The organism is Xanthomonas sp. BRIP62415 (assembly GCF_003993515.1).
Classification (GTDB): domain Bacteria; phylum Pseudomonadota; class Gammaproteobacteria; order Xanthomonadales; family Xanthomonadaceae; genus Xanthomonas; species Xanthomonas euroxanthea.
Window position 1 is genome coordinate 205,876 of the sequence record NZ_QEZH01000029.1, and the last position, 17,065, is coordinate 222,940.

The following is a 17,065-nucleotide window of genomic DNA, read 5'->3' on the forward strand; positions in this document are numbered from 1 at the left end:
CGCATCCTGAGCGCCTGTCATCGTGTCGTTTCCCATGCCCGCAAACTCCCGTTCCGCACGCCTGACCCACCTGGACGCTTCCGGACTGCCCACGATGGTGGATGTCTCGGACAAGGCGGTCACTGCGCGCAGCGCCACCGCCCAGAGCCGGGTGCGTTTTCCGGCCGCTGTCGCCGCGCAGCTGCGCGCCAATGGCTTGCGCAGCGCCAAGGGCGGCATCGTTGAAACGGCGGTGATCGCCGGCACCATGGCGGTCAAGCGCACCCACGAGTTGATTCCGTTCTGCCATCCATTGCCGATCGACGCGTGCCGCTTCGAGATCGACTGGGCGGGCGAGCAGGTGCTGGACATCCATTGCACGGTGCGTTGCGTGCATCGCACCGGCGTGGAAATGGAAGCGCTCACCGGTGCCAGCGTGGCGGCCTTGACGGTCTATGACATGTGCAAGGCGTTGTCGCACAGCATGAGCATCGGCCCGACCAAGTTGGTGTCCAAGCGCGGCGGCAAGCGCGATATCGGAGCAAGACAATGAGTGCCACGGTGACGGTGCTGTATTTCGCCAGCCTGCGTGAGGCGGCGGGCATTGCCAGCGAGCAGGTGCAATCAGCGGCGCAGGACCTGCGCGCGCTGTATGCCGAACTCGAGACGCGTCACGGCCTGCGCTGGACGCCGGCGCAGCTGCGCGTCGCGGTGGATGGCGCATTCGCGCGCTGGGAGGATGGCGTGCGCGATGGCAGTGAAATCGTGTTTATTCCGCCGGTGTCGGGAGGTTGAGCATGAGCCAGCAGACAACCGCCCTCTTCGCGCTGTCCGATGTGCCATTGCCGGTCGACAGCTTGCGCGCCGCGCTGGAGCACCCGCATGCCGGCGCGTTCGCCAGTTTCGAAGGCTGGGTACGCAATCACAATGAAGGCCGCAGCGTGGCCGGGCTGCGCTACGAAGCCTATGCCGCACTTGCCCAGGCCGAAGGCCAGCGCGTGCTCGACGAGGCGATGCGCCGGTTTGCCATCGTCAACGCCTACTGCGTGCATCGCGTGGGCGAGCTGCGCATCGGCGACATGGCGGTGTGGGTCGGGGTCAGCGCGGCGCATCGCGGCGCTGCATTCGATGCCTGCCGCTTCATCATCGACGAGGTCAAGGCACGCGTGCCGATCTGGAAGCACGAGCATTATCTTGAAGGGGACGCGGGCTGGCTGCATCCGGAATCGCAGGCGCAGTAGACGCTTGCAACTCAAGCGCTGCGGGGAACCCTGAGAGTTGGGGTGGTGTCCCCGCCGGTTGACCTCGGCGCCCGCATCAATCGATACCGTTGCTGCCTTCCGGCCCTGGCGGGATTTTCGATCTAGCGTCGCGAGGGACCGACGGGGCCACCATAAGACGTGGGCCACTGGCGCGGCCCTGGATCCATGCAATCGCGCTGCAGGATCATGAAACTGGCGGAGAGAGGGGGATTCGAACCCCCGAAGCGCGGTTTAGACGCTTACACACTTTCCAGGCGTGCTCCTTCAACCACTCGGACACCTCTCCGTACCTGCCGTGCGACCGGGTCGACGGCAGGAGCGGGATTCTAGCCGCCGCGGGCGCCATTAACAAGGTAAGTGATCCGCCGGGCCGGCACGACGCTGCCAGCGCTGCTGTCTGGCCGGTCACCGACCCTGCTGCGGCGGTCCACCGGTCCGGGAGGCGGCGGGCACGACGGCCGCTGAACGACCCACTTGACGCGCCGTGGCACAATATCGGTTCAGAGGAAGCTGGTTGCCCGATGTCTTATCTCGTTCTCGCCCGCAAGTGGCGCCCGAAGCGTTTTGCCGAACTCGTAGGCCAGGAACACGTGGTCCGCGCGCTCAGTAACGCGCTCGACAGTGGGCGGGTGCACCACGCGTTCTTGTTCACCGGCACCCGCGGCGTGGGCAAGACCACGATTGCGCGCATTTTCGCCAAGTCGCTGAACTGCGAGACCGGCACCAGTGCCGATCCGTGCGGCCAGTGCCCGGCCTGCCTGGATATCGACGCCGGCCGCTATATCGACCTGCTGGAAATCGACGCCGCGTCCAACACCGGCGTGGACGATGTGCGCGAGGTGATCGAGAACGCGCAGTACATGCCCTCGCGCGGCAAGTTCAAGGTCTATCTGATCGACGAAGTGCACATGCTCTCCAAGGCGGCGTTCAATGCGCTGCTGAAAACGCTGGAAGAGCCGCCGGAGCACGTGAAGTTCCTGCTGGCCACCACCGATCCGCAGAAGCTGCCGGTGACCGTGCTGTCGCGCTGCCTGCAGTTCAACCTCAAGCGGCTGGACGAGGACCAGATCCAGGGCCAGATGACGCGGATCCTGGCCGCCGAGCAGATCGAGTCGGATCCGTCGGCGATTGTGCAGCTGTCCAAGGCCGCCGACGGCTCGCTGCGCGATGGCCTGTCGCTGCTCGACCAGGCCATTGCCTATGCCGGCGGCGCACTGCGCGAGGAGGTGGTGCGCACCATGCTCGGCACGGTCGATCGCACCCAGGTCGGGGCGATGTTGCAGTCGCTGGCCGATGGCGATGGCGCGCGCCTGATGCAGGTGGTTGCGGCGCTGGCCGAATTCTCGCCCGACTGGAGCGGCGTGCTGGAGGCGCTGGCCGAGGCCTTGCACCGCATCCAGGTGCAGCAGTTGGTGCCGTCAGTGGCCTTTGTCGGCGATGGCATCGACCCGACCGCCTATGCCGCGCAGCTGCGTCCGGAAGTGGTGCAGCTGTGGTACCAGATGGCGCTCAACGGCCGCCGCGATCTGTATCTGGCGCCGAGTCCGCGCGCCGGGTTCGAGATGGCGGTGCTGCGCATGCTGGCCTTCCGCCCTGCGGCGGCGGTGCCGGCTGGCGGCAGTGACGATGGACGTGGTGCCAATGCCGGCGGTCACGCGCGTTCTGCGGCAACTGGCGTGCAGGCCGCCGCACCGGTGGCAGCCGCGCCTGCGCCTGCAGCCGTGGGACAGCCGGCAGGGTTGAAGGAAGCCGTACCTGCTGCCGTGGCTGCGGTCGTCGCCCCGGCCACTGCTGCGCCAGCCCCCGTCGTGGTATTGCCCGCTGTGGAAGCAGCGACCGACAGCCGTCCATCCACAGCTCCCGCGCGCAGCGACGACACGCCGCCTTGGGCGATGGACGATGCGCCGGTGCGCGCCAACGCTGTCCCCGCAGCGCCGCGTGCGCCCGCGCCGGAAGCGGCAATGGCGCCACCCGTGGCAGCCGATACGGCATTGCCCGCTGCGGTCGCGCCCGACGCTGCCGTGGCAGTTCCTGCCGCCGCCGTGGCTCCTGCATCTGCAGCGCCAGTGCTGCAGATGCCACCGGCGGCTGCGCCTTCCGTGCCGGCGCCGGCAACCGAGCCGTCGGTCCTGCTCGACGACGGCCGCATCGCCGACGCCGAGCAGTGGCTGGAGCTGGTTACCCGCAGTGGCCTGAACGGTCCCTCGCGACAGCTCGCTGCCAATGCCGCCTTCCTCGGCCATCGCGACGGCGTACTGCGTCTGGCGCTGGCGCCGGGCTTCGAATACCTCAATTCCGAGCGTTCCATCGCCAACCTTGCGCAGGCACTCGCGCCCGAGTTGGGAAATACGCCGCGCATCGTCATCGAAACCGGCAACGCCGATGTCGAGACCCTGCACGAGCGGGCCAATCGCCAGAAAGGCGAGCGCCAGAGCGCGGCCGAAACAGCATTCATGAACGACCCGAATGTGCAGCAGCTGATCCAGCAGCAAGGCGCGCGGGTCGTGCCCGATTCCATCCGCCCTTACGACGAGTAACGAGACATGCGTGGGAACATTGCCCAATTGATGCAGCAGGCGCAGAAGATGCAGGAAAACCTGCAGCGCGCCCAGGAAGAACTGGCCAAGCTGGAAGTCACCGGCACCGCCGGCGGCGGCATGGTCAGCGTGACCCTGACCGGCGCCAAGGAGTGCCGCAAGGTCCGCATCGACCCGAGCATCCTCTCCGACCAGGAAATGGCCGAGGACCTGATCGCCGCCGCCTTCAACGACGCCTCCAACAAGATCGACGCCGAGTCCAAGGACCGCATGGGCTCGGCCACCGCCGGCATGCAGCTGCCGCCGGGCATGAAGTTGCCGTTCTGAGCGAGGGGATTCGGGAGTCGGGATTCGGGATTGGCTAGAAGCGGGATATTGCTTCTGCATGTGCGAATCCCGAATCTCCAATTCCCAATCCCGGCCATCCAATGTCCTCTCTTCTCGAACAACTGATCGAGGCCTTCCGGGTGTTGCCGGGTGTTGGCCAGAAATCGGCGCAGCGCATGGCCTACCACGTGCTCGAACGCGAGCGCGAGGGTGGGCGTTGGCTGGCTGCCGCGTTGGCCAATGCGGTGGAGAAGGTCGGCCATTGTGTGCAATGCCGCGACTTCACCGAGTCGGAGATCTGCGCGATCTGTGCCAGCAGCAGTCGCGACCGGCAGCAGCTGTGCGTGGTGGAATCGCCGGCCGATCGCCTGGCGATCGAACACGCCACCGGCTACCGCGGGCTGTACTTCATCCTGCAGGGCCGGCTGTCGCCGCTGGATGGCATCGGCCCGCGCGAGCTGGGGCTGGACCGGCTCGGCGAGCGTCTGGCCGCCGGTGAAGTCACCGAAATGATCATCGCCACCAATGCCACCGTGGAAGGCGAGGCGACCGCGCATTACCTGGCGCAGCTGGCCCGCCAGCATGCGGTGCGCCCGAGCCGGCTCGCGCAGGGCATGCCGCTGGGCGGCGAGCTGGAGTACGTGGATCGCGGCACCTTGTCGCATGCCTTTGGCACCCGCAGTGAGGTGCTTTGAGCGCCGGGAATCGGGAGTGGGGAATCGGGAATTGGAGAAGCGAAAGCAGTAGTGCACGCGGTAAGCTCTTGCGATTCCCCATTCCCCATTCCCCATTCCCCATTCCCACCATGTCCGACACCATCTTCGGCAAGATCATTCGTCGCGAAATCCCTGCCAGCATCGTCTATGAAGACGAGGAGGTGCTGGGCTTTCAGGACATCGCACCGCAGGCGCCGGTGCATGTGCTGTTCATTCCCAAACAGCACGCCATTCCCACGCTGGACGATGTGCCGCCCGAGCAGGCGTTGCTGGTGGGCAAGCTCGCACTTGCCGCAGCGTCATACGCCCGCGCGCAGGGACTGGCGCAGGACGGCTATCGCATCGTGATGAACTGTCGCGAGCATGCCGGCCAGACCGTGTTCCATATCCATCTGCATCTGCTGGCCGGTGCGCCGCTGGGACGTTTCGGCACGCCCTGACCTCGTTGCGCGAGCGAGCGCATGGGCCTGTTCGAGCAGCCGAGACGCACACACAAAAACGCCGCTCCCTGGGAGCGGCGTTTTTGCGTGTCACTGACTCAGCAGCCGGTTACCACCAGCCGCGGCCCCAGCCCCAGCCACCGCCCCAGCGCGGACCCCAGGGGTCGCCCCACGGGCCGTACGGGTAGGCCGGCACCACGTCCACTTCGCGCACGACCGGCCACAGATAGACCACGTCGGCATTGACCTTGGGCAGCTTGTAGTCGTACTCGCCGATCTTGGTGGTTTCATACCCTTCGATCTTGCCGATGAAGGTCACTTCGCGGCCCGGCTCGAACACGGCCGGATCGTAGAAGCCCGAGCGGCACGCCAGGAAGCGGCCGTCGCTGGCGTCCACCGCATTGCGGTCCGGGCGGCCGCTGGCATTGAGCGGGCGCGAGATCAGCTCGAAGCAGGTCTGGCCCTGGCCGGGTTTGGTCTGGATGATCTTGCCGCCCCAGCGCACCGACGTGCCGACCTGGGCGCTGGCGGTGGAATCGCTCGGACTGACCGTAGGGAACTGCCCCTGCAGCGGCTTGGGCGCGGTGGCGCAGGCGGCGAGCCCGAGCACGGCGACAATGGGAAGAAGAAAGCGGGTACTCATGAGGAAGCTCCGGTTCGCGGGCGATGCTGCTGCAGATCTTTGAGGAGTGAGGCGCTGTCCGAATCAGCGCCAGCGTAGCGCGCGGCAGCGAAACGTTGGCTGAGTGCCAACAATGCCGGATTCGGGTGTGAACGGGCGACACGTTGCGCCCAGGCAATGGCCGGTTCGTGTGGTTCGCGGGCTAGGCCGAGCTTGCCGTAACGGCGGCCCAGGCGATGCCAGGCGCGCAGCAGCGGGTCGCGTTCACGCTCGCCGCGCGCCAGCAGCCAGCCCATCCACGCCAGCGCGCTGACCGCAAACACGCCGAAGATGACGGCCAGCTGCGAGCTGTCCAGGCGATCGATGCCGAAGGGTTGTAGCAGCCGTTGCTGGCGGTCCGCATCGAAGGACAGCACCAGGTCGTTCCAGCCCCGGCGCAGCAGGTCGCTGACCTGACCGAGGCTGGCCCACATGCCGAGCTGGGCGAAATTGTTGCCCGCCCCGACCTGCACGCGGTCTTCCAGCGTGTCGTAGATGCGTTCCGGTGCTACTGCAGCGGTGGGGTCCACCCGCACCCAGCCGCGCCCGGCCAGCCAGACCTCGGTCCAGGCATGCGCATCCATGCGCCGCACCACCCAGTAATTGCCGAAGCCGTTGTAGGTGCCGCCGGCGTAGCCGGTGACCACGCGCGCCGGAATGCCGGCCGCGCGCATCAGCACCACGAACGAAGAGCTGAAGTGCTCGCAGAAACCGGCCTTCTGCTGGAACAGGAATTCATCCACGCTGTTGCGGCCGAGCAGCGGGGTGTCCAGGGTGTAGGCGAACTCGCGGGTGATCCACTGCAGCGCGCGCTGCACCACGGCATCGTCGTTGCTGCCGGCCTCGCTGCGCCATTGCCGTGCCAGCGTGAGCGTGCGTGGATTGAAACCGGGCGGCAGCGCGAGCGCGCGCTTGCGCAACTGGTCGGGCAGGTCGGTGTCGAAGCGGGCCGGTGGTGCCGACTGCAGCTCCCAACGGGTCAACGCACTCAAGGGCCGCCGTGCGAACAGTTCGTAGTCGGGCGACAGATCGGCATTGGCCACCGCCTGCGTGGGCAGGTCCAGCGACACCAGTTGGCGACGGTCGGTGGGCTCGTAATCCAGACGATAGCGGTAGCTCCGCGGCCCGGCGGTGACTGGCGCGGGTTGGCTGCGGCCGGTCCAGCGCGCGCGCTGCCAGGTGCGGCCGTCGAAGTCCCACATCACCGGCCCGCGCCAGTAGCGTTGTTGCGGCGGTGGCGCCGTGCCGGTGAACTGCACGCGCAGCGCCGGGCTGTCGTCGGCCAACAGGTCGATCCATTCACCCGGCGACATGGTGTCCGACAGGCCGGGCCGCGACAGCGCGCGCTCGGGCACGCCCCACAGCGGGGAGCTCAGGCGCGGCAGCAGCCAGAACGTGGCCAGCGCCAGCGGCACACCGATGGCGACCAGCTTGCCGATGCCGCGCAATTGCAGCCGCAGCCCAGGCGTGGCGGTGCGGTGTTCCTCGTCGGCCAGCCGTTGCATGCTCAGCAGTGCGCTCACCACCGCCAGCAGTGCCAGCCCCATCGTCGCCGGCCCCTGGTCGAGCAGAAACGCCGCGAACGGGGCGAACAACGCAAAGCCGAGCAGGCTGCGCGCATCGCGCAGGGTGCGCAGCTCGGAGGCCTTGATCGCCAGCATCGACGCCAGTACCGCGCAACCGGTGTCGCGGCCGAAGCGCATGCCGATCTGCCAGTACACCGCGCCCAGCATCGCCACCACCAGCAACACCCGCACCGGTGCCATCAGGGTGCCGCGCCAGCTCAGCACGCCGACCAGCACGGCGGCCACGGCAATGGTGCCGGCGAGCAGGCCAGGCAGCTGCAGCAGCAACGGCGCCAGTGCCAGCCAGCTGGTGACCAGCACCCAGCCGCGGCTGGCCTGGGTGATCGGGACGGACGGCTCAGTCATGGGGAAGCAGGGCCAGGGCGCGCAGACACAGGTGGTGGTGGGAGCTGCCTTGTGCGGGCCCCAGCGGCGGCTGGCCCGGCAGCAGCAGGCGGTAGCGCCGCCCGTCGCGTTCGGCCAGGTTGACCCAGCGCGCCAGCCGCGCAATGCGGCGCTCGTACGGCAGCGCGTTGAGCGTGCGCCAGTCCAGCGTGACTTCGATGCCCAGGGGTTGCTCGTACTCGCGCACCAGCAGGCTGTCGCGGCGCGCCGAGTGCTTCCAGGAAATCGTGCGTGGCGCATCGCCGGCGCGATACGGGCGCAGCTGGTGCAATTCCTCGCCTTGCGGGTGCAGGCGGGTCTGGTTGGGCGAACCGGCGCCCTCGGGCAATGCCGGCCCCTGTTCTTCGGGCCTGGGATAGGCCAGCAGCGGCGTTTCCGGCCAGACCCACGACCAGGCGCGCACCAGCCCCAGTGGCTGGGTGCTGGACAGGCGGATGCGTTCGATGTCCTGCCAGCCGCGCCGTTCGGTGGGCACCAGCAGGTCGACCTCGGCCATGTCGTGCGCGAGCAACGCACAGAAGCCGCTGCTGTCCAGATGATCCAGGCGCAGCCCACGCCGTGCGCGGGTGTCGCGACGTGCCAGCGACACCCGCATGCGCAACGGCTCGCCGGCGACCACCGGTTCGGCCGAGACCGCCTCGATGCGCAGCGCCGACAGCTGCAGGTGCGCCATGATGCTGCTGGCAATCCCGGCGGTGGCCAGCAACAGCGCCAGCAGCAGGGCCGGGTTGTTGTTGTAGTTCAATGCGCCCAGCAGCATCGCCAGCAGCAAGGCGGTGACGAACAGCCCGAAGCGCGTCGGTAGCACGTAGATGCGCCGCCGATCCAGCACGATCGGCAAGGCCTCCGCGCCCCGCGGGCGCGCCAGCAGGCTGAGTCGGCGGCCGATGCCGCGCACGTGCGCACGCACCGGGATCAGTCCACCGGCACGCTGTGCAGCAGCGCCTTGGCCAGCGCTGGCCCGGACGATGATTCGGCCTCCGGCACCAGCCGGTGCCCGGCCACGGCCACGAACAGCGCCTGCACGTCTTCCGGCAGCACGTGCTCACGCCCGAGCAGCAGCGCATAGGCCTTGGCCGCACGCAGCAGCGCGATGCCGGCACGCGGCGACAGCCCCACGCGCACCCCGGCGTGCTGGCGGCTGCGCAGCAGCAAGGCCTGCACATAGCCGATCAGTGCATCGCTGGTATGGATCTGGCCCACCACCGTGCGCAGCGCCACCACGTCGGTGTCGCTGAGTTGCGGCGCCGCCTGGGCGATCAATTCGCGCCGGTCCACGCCCGACAGCAGCGCGCGCTCGGCATCGGCGCTGGGGTAGCCCAGGCTGAGCCGCAGCAGGAAGCGATCCAGTTGCGAATCCGGCAGCGGGAAGGTGCCGGACAGATCGACCGGGTTCTGCGTGGCGATCACGAAGAACGGCTCCGGCAACGCATGGGTGACGCCATCGAGCGTGACCTGCTGTTCGGCCATGGCCTCCAGCAGCGAGCTTTGCGTGCGTGGCGGGGCGCGATTGATTTCATCGGCCAGCAGCACGTTGGTGAACACCGGGCCCGGATGGAACTGGAACTGGCGTGAGGCGGCGTCGTAGACCGACACGCCCAGCACGTCTGCCGGCAGCAGGTCGGAGGTGAACTGCACGCGCTGGAAGCCCAGCCCCAGGCTGGAGGCCATCGCGTGGGCGAGGGTGGTCTTGCCCAGGCCGGGCAGATCCTCGATCAGCAGATGGCCGCCGGACAGCAGCGCCACGAACGCCAGACGCACTTCCTGCGCCTTGCCCAACAGCAGCGAATTGACCTGGTCTTGTGCGCGCCGCAGCGATTGGCGCAGCGCATCGGTTAGCATTTCCGTGGAACGCGGCGGTATCGACATCACAATTCCGTAGGTGGAAGAAGAGTGCATAGGGCAATGCAGGGGGACCAACGCGCACATCGCACCTTCGTGATCCTGTGGACACTGGCGACGGCCGTCAAGCTGTTGATCGCCGCGCGGCTGCCGCTGTTCGTCGACGAGGCGTTCTACTGGCAGGAAGGCCAGCATCTGGCCGCCGCGTATTCGGATCTGCCGGGCATGACGGCCTGGCTGGCGCGGCTGGGCGTGGAACTGGGCGGGCATCACCTGCTGGCCCTGCGCCTGCCGTTTCTGGCCATTTCCGCCCTGATTCCCTGGTTGATCGCGCATATCGCCACGCGCTGGTTCGGCTCCACGCTGGGCTGGCAGGCCGGCAGCCTGACCTTGCTGATGCCGCTGTCGGCCACGCTGGGCATCCTGGCGGTGCCGGATGTGCCGATGGCGCTGGCGGCGGTGCTGTGCATGGATGCCGGTGCGCGGCTGCTGCGCGAGGTCGATGCCACCAGTGCGCTCGAGCTCGCCATCGGCCTGGTGATCGGCGCGCTCAGTCACTACCGTTTTGCCGGCGTGATCGGGGTGGGCTGCATCGCGCTGCTGTGCATTCCGCAGGGGCGCGCGGTCATGCGCGACCCGCGCATCTGGATGGCGCTGACGCTGGGCGCGGTGAGCTGGCTGCCGCTACTGTTCTGGAATACCGAGCACGACGAGGCCGGGCTGCGCTTCCAGCTGGTCGACCGGCATCCGTGGCGTTTCCAGGTCACCGGGCTGTGGTTCTTGCTGATACAGGCGGTGCTGGTGACACCGCCGCTGGCCTGGGCGATGCTCAAGGTCGGTCTGGCCGGCACGCGCGCCGGCGGTGGTTCGCGGGCGCAATGGCGCTATTTCGGCCTGCTGGGCGGGATTTCGACGGTGGCGATCTTCGTGCTCGGTTTCTTCAGCGATGCCGAGCGGATCAGTTTTCACTGGCCGCTGCCGGGCTACCTGGCGTTGCTGGTTGCGGTGCCGGTGATCCTGATGCGTTGGCCGCATACGCTGCGTCGCGCGGCCTGGGTGATCGCGCTGCTCGGCACCCTGGGGGCGTATGGCTATTACCTGGCGGTGTCGGTGCCGTCGCTTCGCGCGCATGCGGCCGGCGAAAAATACTATCCGCGCAACTTCGCCGGGTGGCAGGATCTGGCGCGCGCGGTCAAGACCCGGCTGGCGCAGATGCCGCCGGGCACGCGCGTGCTGGCGGAAAACTTCAAGGTCGGTGCCGAGCTGGGCTTTCAACTGCACGATGCCAACGTGGAAGTGCTGCGCGCGGAGTTGAACGACAAGCACGGACGCAGTGCGCAGCTGCAGCAGTGGGGGCTGCTTAGTGACGGCACGCGCAACGGGCCGCGGCTGCTGGTGCTCTCGCCCAGCGATCAGCGTTATCGCGACTTGCTGAAGCGCTATCACGCCATCTGCGACATGGTCGGGCCGTTGCCGCCGCCCACCGTGGTGTCCACCGATCACGGCTACCAGCGCTTCCTGCTGTTCGCGCTGCCGGCGCAGCGCCAGCCCGGGCCGTGCATCGCCCCGGCGATGGCCTGGATCGATACGCCGCTGCCGGACGTGCAGGTGTCCGGGCAGGTGCAGGTGCGTGGCTGGGCATTCAAGGACGGCGTCGGCCTGTCGAATGTGGAGCTGCTGCTGGACGGGCGTCCGGTCGCGCAGGCCGAGTACGGCACGCTGCTGGATGTGCGCCCGTACTGGAAGATCTCCACCGACCCGCAGCATCCCAATGTCGGTTTCAGCGCCACCTTCGACACGCATGCGCTGCCGCCGGGCACGCATTGGCTGGGACTGCGCCTGCACGGCCACGACGGCAGCGTCGAGGACTGGTGGGAACAGCCCATTACCATTTCCACACCTTAGATCACGCAATGACCGATGCCATGACTGTTGTCCCTCCCGTGCCTGTGCCCGGGATCCGAATCGCCGTGCTGGTGCCCTGCCATAACGAGGCGGCCACGGTCGCCTCGGTGGTCGGCGCGTTTGCTGCTGCCTTGCCGGGCGCGGCGATCCATGTGCTGGACAACAATTCCAGCGATGCCACCGCGACAGTCGCGGCGGCGGCGGGCGCGCAGGTCAATCGCGTGGCATTGCAGGGCAAGGGCAATGTGGTGCGGCGTGGATTCGCCGATGTGGAGGCCGACATCTACGTGCTGGTCGATGGTGATGCGACGTACGATGCGGCTGCCGCACCGGTGCTGGTGCGCAAGCTGATCGACGAGCGCCTGGACATGGTGGTCGGGGCGCGGCGCGATCAGCAGCAGGCCGCGTATCGGCCCGGTCATCGCGTCGGCAACGTGTTGCTGACGCGTTGCGCGGGGCTGCTGTTCGGTCGCAGCTTCGACGACATGCTGTCCGGCTATCGCGTGTTCTCCCGGCGCTACGTCAAATCCTTCGCTGCGCATGCGCACGGATTCGAAACCGAAACCGAACTGGCCGTGCACGCATTGCAGTTGCGCATGCCGGTGGCCGAGGTCGAAACCGCCTACGGCGTGCGCCCGGAAGGCTCGCAAAGCAAGTTGAACACCTGGCGCGACGGCTGGCGCATCCTCACCACCATCGCCAAGCTGTTCAAGGCCGAGCGGCCGTTGTTGTTCTTCTCGGTGGGCTTTATTGCCTGTGCCCTGGCTTCGGTGGGGTTGGCGATCCCGTTATTTGAAACCTACGCCCAGACTGGCCTGGTTCCGCGCTTTCCCACCGCCATCCTGTGCGTGGCGCTGATGCTGCTGGGGTTCTTGCTGCTGGCCTGCGGGTTGATCCTGGATACCGTCACCCGTGGACGCATCGAGGCCAAGCATCTGGCCTATCTTGCCGAGCCCTTGCTGGGGCCGGAGGGGCGTCGATGAGTGCCCTGCTCGCGCGTGTCTACGCCGGTGCTGCGGCCTCCGGACCGGGGCGCGGGATCGCCCGCTTGTTGCACTGGGCCGATCACCGCTTCGCGTTTCGGCGTCCAGCCAACGTGGTCGCGGCGGTGACCGTCGTTGCGCTGTTAGGTGGCCTGGTGGCGCTGTGTCTCGGACAGGATGCGAACTGGGACCTGCGCAATTACCACGTCTATAACGGCTATGCGTGGTGGCACGGCCGTCTGACCCAGGATCTGGCCCCGGCGCAGTTGCAGAGCTACTTCAATCCGGCGCTGGATATCGTCCAGTATGGGCTGCTGACACGCTGGCCCGGGCCGTTGGCCGGCGCGTTGATGGGCGTGCTGCATGCAATGGTGTTCGTGCCGGTGGCGGCAATTGCCTGGTATGTGCTGGACGCAGACTCCCAGCGCGCCCGCTTGGCCCCGCTGTTGGCGCTGGCTGGCCTGTGCAGCGCGGCATTCCTTTCCGAATTTGCCAACACCATGGGCGATGCGAGTACCGCGCTCCCGTTGCTGGCGGCGCTGGCACTGGTGATGCGCGCGCAGCGCCGACAACAGGCCGGTAGCGCGCTGGCCGCCCGTCATTGGCTGCTCGCCGGGCTTTTGCTTGGTCTCGCCGTGGCGTGCAAGTTAACCAATGCGCCCTATGCAGTGGCGTTGGCCTGTGCGGGGCTCTGCGCCGGTGGACGCCCGCGCGCACGGGCGCTTGGTGTGGTGAGCATGGCGCTGGCGGCGTTGCTGGTCTTTGCCCTGATCGCCGCACCCTGGTATCTACGGGTCTGGGAGCAGTTCGGCAATCCCTTGTTTCCGCAGTTCAATGGCGTGTTTCGCGCGCCGCTCGCGCAACCTGTCTCGCTCGGTGATACCCGTTGGCTGCCGCGTGGTGTGGGGGAATGGTTGGCGTGGCCGCTGGTACTGACCTTCAACCCCTGGCGGGTCAGTGAAATTGCGCTGTTTCAATGCATCTGGGCGCTGCTTTATCTGGCCGTGCTGGGAATCGTGGGGCGTGCGCTATGGCGCAGGTCTTTGCCCGTTCCTGGCTGGAATGCACAGGCCACGACGCTGCTGGTGTTTGTCGGCGTGGGTTATCTGCTCTGGCAGGGCATGTTTTCGATTCACCGCTACCTTGCGGCGCTGGAACTGCTGGCGCCGTTGGCGCTCTGGCTCTGCTGCCAGCGGCTGTTCGCCGCCGCCCGAGCCCGCACGGTGGCGGCCTGCCTGGTGCTCTTCAGTGCGGTGATCGCGCTCGGAGGCTGGAACGACTGGGGCCATGAATCCTGGGCACGGCACAGCATCCAGGTGCAGCCACCACCGATCGATGCGCCAGCGTCCAGTACCGTGTTGCTGGTCGGAAACCAGCCGCAGGCATGGCGGATTGCGTTGCTTGCGCCAGCGGCGCGTTATGTCGGTGTAGCCAGCAACCTCGCCGAATCGGATGCCTATCGCGCCCGCGTGCGCGCGCTGGTGGCCGAGCGGCCGCAGCTGTATGCGTTATGGGATGCGACGCAGGACAAGCAGAGTCCGCGGGTAGAGCGGATGAATCGGTGGGCGCGGCGTCTGGGATGGAGCACTCGACCGGAATGCCCCCAATTGCGCTGGCTGACGGCGCATGGCTTGCGCGCCGAACTCGATGCATCCCGGCCCGGACTGTGTCAGTTGCGCGTTCCCGAGCACAAGGCGATGGAACTGGTCGCTGCCGATCGCCGTCTGCTGGAGCAGGCGCAACAACAGCTGCTTGCCTATGGGGTGACGCTGAATCCGGCCAGCTGCCGCAGGCTTTCCTCGCGAATCGGGCAGGGGGAGTATCCCTACCAGTTCTGCAGGCTCGATCGATGAAACACGATGGCAGCTCAGGGCAGTTGAAACCCCGCCTGCCGCAGTAATCGCGCCAGCGCGATCAGTGGCAGGCCGACCAGGGCGGTGGGGTCGTGCGAGCGAATGGCGTCGAACAGGCTGATGCCGAAGCCCTCGCACTTGAAGCTGCCGGCGCAATCCAGCGCGGGCTCGGCGGCCAGGTAGCGATCGATTTCGGCACGCGTCAGCGGGCGCAACTGCACCTCGGTCAGGTCCAGCGCGTGTGCTGTGCGTCCAGGGCCGACCAGGCTCACTGCCGTATGGAAGCGCACCACGCGGCCGGACATCGCCGTCAGCTGCGCATGCGCCCGCTCCAGCGTTTCTGGTTTGCCCAGGGCCTGGCCATCTAGGTCGGCGACTTGGTCCGAACCGATCACCCATGCGTCGGGCGCCTGCGCGGCCACCGCCGCCGCCTTTTCCGCGGCCAGCCGGCTGGCCAGCGCGTCCGGGGCCTCCCCGGGGTGCGCCTGCTCGTCGACCTCCGGCCGGGCGGTGGTGAAGTCCAGTCGCAGCCGGCCAAGCAGCTCGCGCCGATAGACTGAGGTGGAGGCAAGAATCAGGCGTGGCATCATGGGGCGCTGCGTCGGACGGGTAGGGGAGTCTGCCAGCCTTGGCGCCGCGCCAGGTGCGTGAATAGGGGCATTTGACAGGGCGTCGGCGGATCTTTAACATTCTGCGGCTTATGTCCGCGAACGTACCCGAAATGCTGGATGCTTGGCGGATGGTCGCAGCGCGCAGGCGCTTCGATGGCCGCATCCCGCTCTCTGCGATGACCCGCCTGCAAGGCAGCCTGGTCGATACCGAGGGCGAGTGTGTCTACTCGCTCCAGTTCGATCAGGACAGCCTGTTGAAGGTCGCCTACGTCGAGCTCAGTGTCGATGTCGAGCTTCCGCTGGCCTGCCAGCGCAGCCTGCAGCGTTTCCTGTATCCGGTGCAAATCAGGCAGCGTCTTGGTTTGATCCGTGACGAAGCCGACGAAGCGGCGTTGCCGGCCGAGTACGAAGCCTTGCTGGTGCCGGAAGATGGCATGCTGCGGGCCGCAGACCTGGTCGAGGACGAGCTGGTCCTGTCGATCCCGGTGGTGCCGATGGCGCCGGGCAGCGAGGCCGTCGAGGCCGAGTGGGTTCCGACCCAGGAAGAGCAAGACAAGGCCAGTCCGTTCGCGGCGCTGGCAGCGTTCAAAAAACAGTAACCGCCGCTGTGAAGGGCGGAAAGACAGGTCGGCGCGGGCGTGAAGCGTCCAGTTCGACTCGACAGACAAGTTATCGAACTTAAGTTGGAGCAATCCCATGGCTGTGCAGAAATCCCGAGTTACCCCGTCGCGTCGCGGCCAGCGTCGTTCGCACGATGCCCTGACCGCCAAGCAGCTGTCGACCGATCCGACCAGCGGCGAGATCCATCTGCGCCACCACATCACCGCTGACGGTTACTACCGCGGCAAGAAGGTGATTGCGACCAAGTCGTCGGCCGTCCAAGAAGATTGATTCGTGGCACCCGGCGCGTTCGACGCCGCCGGGTGACCCTCGCTTCTTCCGGAGCCGCCGATCACCGCGGCTCTTGCAACAGGGAACAGTATGAGCAAGCGGATCTATTCCAGAATCGCGGGCACGGGTAGCTATTTGCCCGAAAAGGTGTTGACCAACGACGACATGTCCAAGATCGTCGACACCAGCGATGAATGGATCTTCTCGCGCACTGGTATCCGTGAGCGTCACATCGTCGCCGACGACCAGACCACCAGCGACCTGGCGTATTTCGCCTCGCTGAAGGCGATGGAAGCGGCCGGCGTGACCGCCGATGAGATCGACTTGATCGTTGTCGGCACCACCACCCCAGACCTGATTTTCCCGTCCACTGCCTGCCTGCTGCAGGCGCGGCTGGGCAATGTCGGCTGCGGTGCCTTCGACGTCAACGCGGCGTGCTCGGGCTTTGTCTATGCGCTCAGCGTGGCCGACAAATTCGTGCGCAGTGGCGATGCCAAGACCGTGTTGGTGGTGGGCGCAGAAACCCTGACCCGCATCGTCGACTGGACCGATCGCACCACCTGCGTGCTGTTCGGCGACGGCGCTGGCGCGGTCGTGCTCAAGGCCGACGAAGAAACCGGCATCCTCAGCACCCATCTGCATGCCGACGGCAGCAAGAAGGAACTGCTGTGGGATCCGGTTGGCGTATCGGTGGGCTTCGGCGAGGGCAAGAACGGCGGCGGCGCGTTGCTGATGAAGGGCAACGACGTGTTCAAGTACGCAGTCAAAGCCCTGGATTCGGTGGTCGACGAGGCCCTGGCCGCCAATGGCTACGACAAGCACGACCTGGACTGGCTGATCCCGCATCAGGCCAACCTGCGCATCATCGAGGCCACCGCCAAGCGGCTGGATCTGCCGATGGAGCAGGTGGTCGTCACCGTGGACCGCCACGGCAATACCTCCTCGGCCTCGGTGCCGCTGGCGCTGGACGAAGCGGTGCGGTCCGGCCGCGTGCAGCGTGGTCAATTGCTGCTGCTGGAAGCATTCGGTGGCGGATTTACCTGGGGCTCGGCGCTGCTGCGCTACTGAGTCCGGCAGGCAGCGCCGCG

Annotated in this window: 18 protein-coding genes, 1 tRNA gene and 1 other RNA gene; 13 read left to right on the top strand and 7 right to left on the bottom strand. The window is 67.1% G+C overall.

The window, feature by feature from the left end:
• Positions 1–34: 34 nt before the first annotated feature.
• From moaC to EO141_RS15115, 3 genes are read left to right on the top strand one after another with little or no spacing between them, the layout of a single operon-like run.
• Positions 35–532, top strand: coding sequence for a cyclic pyranopterin monophosphate synthase MoaC (moaC, locus tag EO141_RS15105; protein WP_104649532.1), 498 nt, complete (start codon positions 35–37; stop codon positions 530–532).
• Positions 529–774 (top strand): MoaD/ThiS family protein, encoded by a 246-nt coding sequence (locus tag EO141_RS15110; protein ID WP_104582320.1) that lies wholly within the window; start codon positions 529–531, stop codon positions 772–774. Before moaC ends, EO141_RS15110 begins: the two co-directional genes overlap by 4 nt.
• Positions 771–1,220, top strand: a complete 450-nt coding sequence (locus EO141_RS15115) for a molybdenum cofactor biosynthesis protein MoaE (RefSeq protein ID WP_164739232.1) — start codon at positions 771–773, stop codon at positions 1,218–1,220. The genes EO141_RS15110 and EO141_RS15115 overlap by 4 nt, the downstream gene beginning before the upstream one ends.
• Before the next feature lie 48 nt (positions 1,221–1,268).
• Here the strand turns inward: EO141_RS15115 and ffs are convergent.
• Together ffs and EO141_RS15125 are read right to left on the bottom strand one after the other, a co-directional pair.
• An RNA gene (gene ffs, locus EO141_RS15120) (signal recognition particle sRNA small type) lies at positions 1,269–1,365 on the bottom strand.
• Between the two features lie 69 nt (positions 1,366–1,434).
• Positions 1,435–1,527, bottom strand: a tRNA-Ser gene (locus tag EO141_RS15125).
• Between the two features lie 235 nt (positions 1,528–1,762).
• On the opposite strand from EO141_RS15125, the gene dnaX reads away from it, so the two are divergent.
• From dnaX to EO141_RS15145, 4 genes are all read left to right on the top strand, one after another.
• Positions 1,763–3,778, top strand: a complete 2,016-nt coding sequence (gene dnaX, locus EO141_RS15130) for a DNA polymerase III subunit gamma/tau (protein WP_127169570.1) — start codon at positions 1,763–1,765, stop codon at positions 3,776–3,778.
• 6 nt (positions 3,779–3,784) lie between these two features.
• Positions 3,785–4,105, top strand: coding sequence for a YbaB/EbfC family nucleoid-associated protein (locus EO141_RS15135; protein WP_005913896.1), 321 nt, complete (start codon positions 3,785–3,787; stop codon positions 4,103–4,105).
• 101 nt (positions 4,106–4,206) lie between these two features.
• Complete coding sequence (gene recR, locus EO141_RS15140) at positions 4,207–4,800, top strand: recombination mediator RecR (RefSeq protein ID WP_127169571.1); 594 nt, start codon at positions 4,207–4,209, stop codon at positions 4,798–4,800.
• A 110-nt stretch (positions 4,801–4,910) separates the two neighbouring features.
• Positions 4,911–5,261 carry a histidine triad nucleotide-binding protein gene (locus EO141_RS15145; RefSeq protein ID WP_047130397.1) on the top strand — a complete coding sequence of 117 codons (351 nt, stop codon included), beginning with the start codon at positions 4,911–4,913 and terminating at the stop codon, positions 5,259–5,261.
• Between the two features lie 109 nt (positions 5,262–5,370).
• On the opposite strand, the gene EO141_RS15150 is transcribed toward EO141_RS15145, so the two are convergent.
• Genes EO141_RS15150 through EO141_RS15165 form a run of 4 tightly spaced genes read right to left on the bottom strand, consistent with a single transcriptional unit; the run spans position 5,371 to position 9,761 of the window.
• The gene (locus EO141_RS15150) at positions 5,371–5,904 is read right to left on the bottom strand and encodes a Slp family lipoprotein (RefSeq protein ID WP_024938444.1); all 534 of its coding nucleotides are present in this window, start codon (positions 5,902–5,904) and stop codon (positions 5,371–5,373) included.
• Positions 5,901–7,853 (bottom strand): DUF3488 and transglutaminase-like domain-containing protein, encoded by a 1,953-nt coding sequence (locus tag EO141_RS15155; RefSeq protein ID WP_127169572.1) that lies wholly within the window; start codon positions 7,851–7,853, stop codon positions 5,901–5,903. Before EO141_RS15155 ends, EO141_RS15150 begins: the two co-directional genes overlap by 4 nt.
• Positions 7,846–8,802: a DUF58 domain-containing protein gene (locus EO141_RS15160; RefSeq protein ID WP_126971416.1), complete on the bottom strand. Its 957-nt coding sequence runs from the start codon at positions 8,800–8,802 to the stop codon at positions 7,846–7,848. Before EO141_RS15160 ends, EO141_RS15155 begins: the two co-directional genes overlap by 8 nt.
• Positions 8,803–8,807: 5 nt before the next feature.
• Complete coding sequence (locus EO141_RS15165) at positions 8,808–9,761, bottom strand: MoxR family ATPase (protein WP_047130401.1); 954 nt, start codon at positions 9,759–9,761, stop codon at positions 8,808–8,810.
• 36 nt (positions 9,762–9,797) lie between these two features.
• On the opposite strand from EO141_RS15165, the gene EO141_RS15170 reads away from it, so the two are divergent.
• From EO141_RS15170 to EO141_RS15180, 3 genes are all read left to right on the top strand, one after another.
• Positions 9,798–11,639 carry a glycosyltransferase family 39 protein gene (locus EO141_RS15170; protein ID WP_164739233.1) on the top strand — a complete coding sequence of 614 codons (1,842 nt, stop codon included), beginning with the start codon at positions 9,798–9,800 and terminating at the stop codon, positions 11,637–11,639.
• An 8-nt stretch (positions 11,640–11,647) separates the two neighbouring features.
• Complete coding sequence (locus EO141_RS15175) at positions 11,648–12,622, top strand: glycosyltransferase family 2 protein (RefSeq protein WP_164739234.1); 975 nt, start codon at positions 11,648–11,650, stop codon at positions 12,620–12,622.
• 266 nt (positions 12,623–12,888) lie between these two features.
• Positions 12,889–14,475 (top strand): glycosyltransferase 87 family protein, encoded by a 1,587-nt coding sequence (locus EO141_RS15180; RefSeq protein WP_127169644.1) that lies wholly within the window; start codon positions 12,889–12,891, stop codon positions 14,473–14,475.
• Positions 14,476–14,489: 14 nt separating this feature from the next.
• Here the strand turns inward: EO141_RS15180 and EO141_RS15185 are convergent, their stop codons facing one another.
• Entirely contained in the window at positions 14,490–15,065 is a 576-nt protein-coding gene (locus EO141_RS15185; RefSeq protein WP_127169575.1) for a Maf family nucleotide pyrophosphatase, read from the bottom strand.
• A 110-nt stretch (positions 15,066–15,175) separates the two neighbouring features.
• Between EO141_RS15185 and EO141_RS15190 the strand changes: the two genes are divergently transcribed.
• The 3 genes from EO141_RS15190 (at position 15,176) to EO141_RS15200 (ending at position 17,045) form a co-directional block, all read left to right on the top strand.
• Positions 15,176–15,685, top strand: coding sequence for a YceD family protein (locus tag EO141_RS15190; RefSeq protein ID WP_047130404.1), 510 nt, complete (start codon positions 15,176–15,178; stop codon positions 15,683–15,685).
• A gap of 97 nt (positions 15,686–15,782) precedes the next feature.
• Entirely contained in the window at positions 15,783–15,977 is a 195-nt protein-coding gene (gene rpmF / locus EO141_RS15195) for a 50S ribosomal protein L32 (protein ID WP_003483870.1), read from the top strand.
• A 90-nt stretch (positions 15,978–16,067) separates the two neighbouring features.
• Entirely contained in the window at positions 16,068–17,045 is a 978-nt protein-coding gene (locus EO141_RS15200; RefSeq protein WP_047130405.1) for a beta-ketoacyl-ACP synthase III, read from the top strand.
• The last annotated feature ends 20 nt before the right edge of the window (positions 17,046–17,065 follow it).

Bases quoted from the DNA above. Each gene is read 5' to 3' on its own strand.
- moaC (WP_104649532.1), top strand. From the start codon at position 35: ATGCCCGCAAACTCCCGTTCCGCACGCCTGACCCACCTGGACGCTTCC.
- EO141_RS15110 (WP_104582320.1), top strand. From the start codon at position 529: ATGAGTGCCACGGTGACGGTGCTGTATTTCGCCAGCCTGCGTGAGGCG.
- dnaX (WP_127169570.1), top strand. From the start codon at position 1,763: ATGTCTTATCTCGTTCTCGCCCGCAAGTGGCGCCCGAAGCGTTTTGCC.
- EO141_RS15135 (WP_005913896.1), top strand. From the start codon at position 3,785: ATGCGTGGGAACATTGCCCAATTGATGCAGCAGGCGCAGAAGATGCAG.
- recR (WP_127169571.1), top strand. From the start codon at position 4,207: ATGTCCTCTCTTCTCGAACAACTGATCGAGGCCTTCCGGGTGTTGCCG.
- EO141_RS15145 (WP_047130397.1), top strand. From the start codon at position 4,911: ATGTCCGACACCATCTTCGGCAAGATCATTCGTCGCGAAATCCCTGCC.
- EO141_RS15150 (WP_024938444.1), bottom strand. From the start codon at position 5,904: ATGAGTACCCGCTTTCTTCTTCCCATTGTCGCCGTGCTCGGGCTCGCC.
- EO141_RS15155 (WP_127169572.1), bottom strand. From the start codon at position 7,853: ATGACTGAGCCGTCCGTCCCGATCACCCAGGCCAGCCGCGGCTGGGTG.
- EO141_RS15165 (WP_047130401.1), bottom strand. From the start codon at position 9,761: ATGTCGATACCGCCGCGTTCCACGGAAATGCTAACCGATGCGCTGCGC.
- EO141_RS15170 (WP_164739233.1), top strand. From the start codon at position 9,798: ATGCAGGGGGACCAACGCGCACATCGCACCTTCGTGATCCTGTGGACA.
- EO141_RS15175 (WP_164739234.1), top strand. From the start codon at position 11,648: ATGACCGATGCCATGACTGTTGTCCCTCCCGTGCCTGTGCCCGGGATC.
- EO141_RS15185 (WP_127169575.1), bottom strand. From the start codon at position 15,065: ATGATGCCACGCCTGATTCTTGCCTCCACCTCAGTCTATCGGCGCGAG.
- EO141_RS15190 (WP_047130404.1), top strand. From the start codon at position 15,176: ATGTCCGCGAACGTACCCGAAATGCTGGATGCTTGGCGGATGGTCGCA.
- rpmF (WP_003483870.1), top strand. From the start codon at position 15,783: ATGGCTGTGCAGAAATCCCGAGTTACCCCGTCGCGTCGCGGCCAGCGT.
- EO141_RS15200 (WP_047130405.1), top strand. From the start codon at position 16,068: ATGAGCAAGCGGATCTATTCCAGAATCGCGGGCACGGGTAGCTATTTG.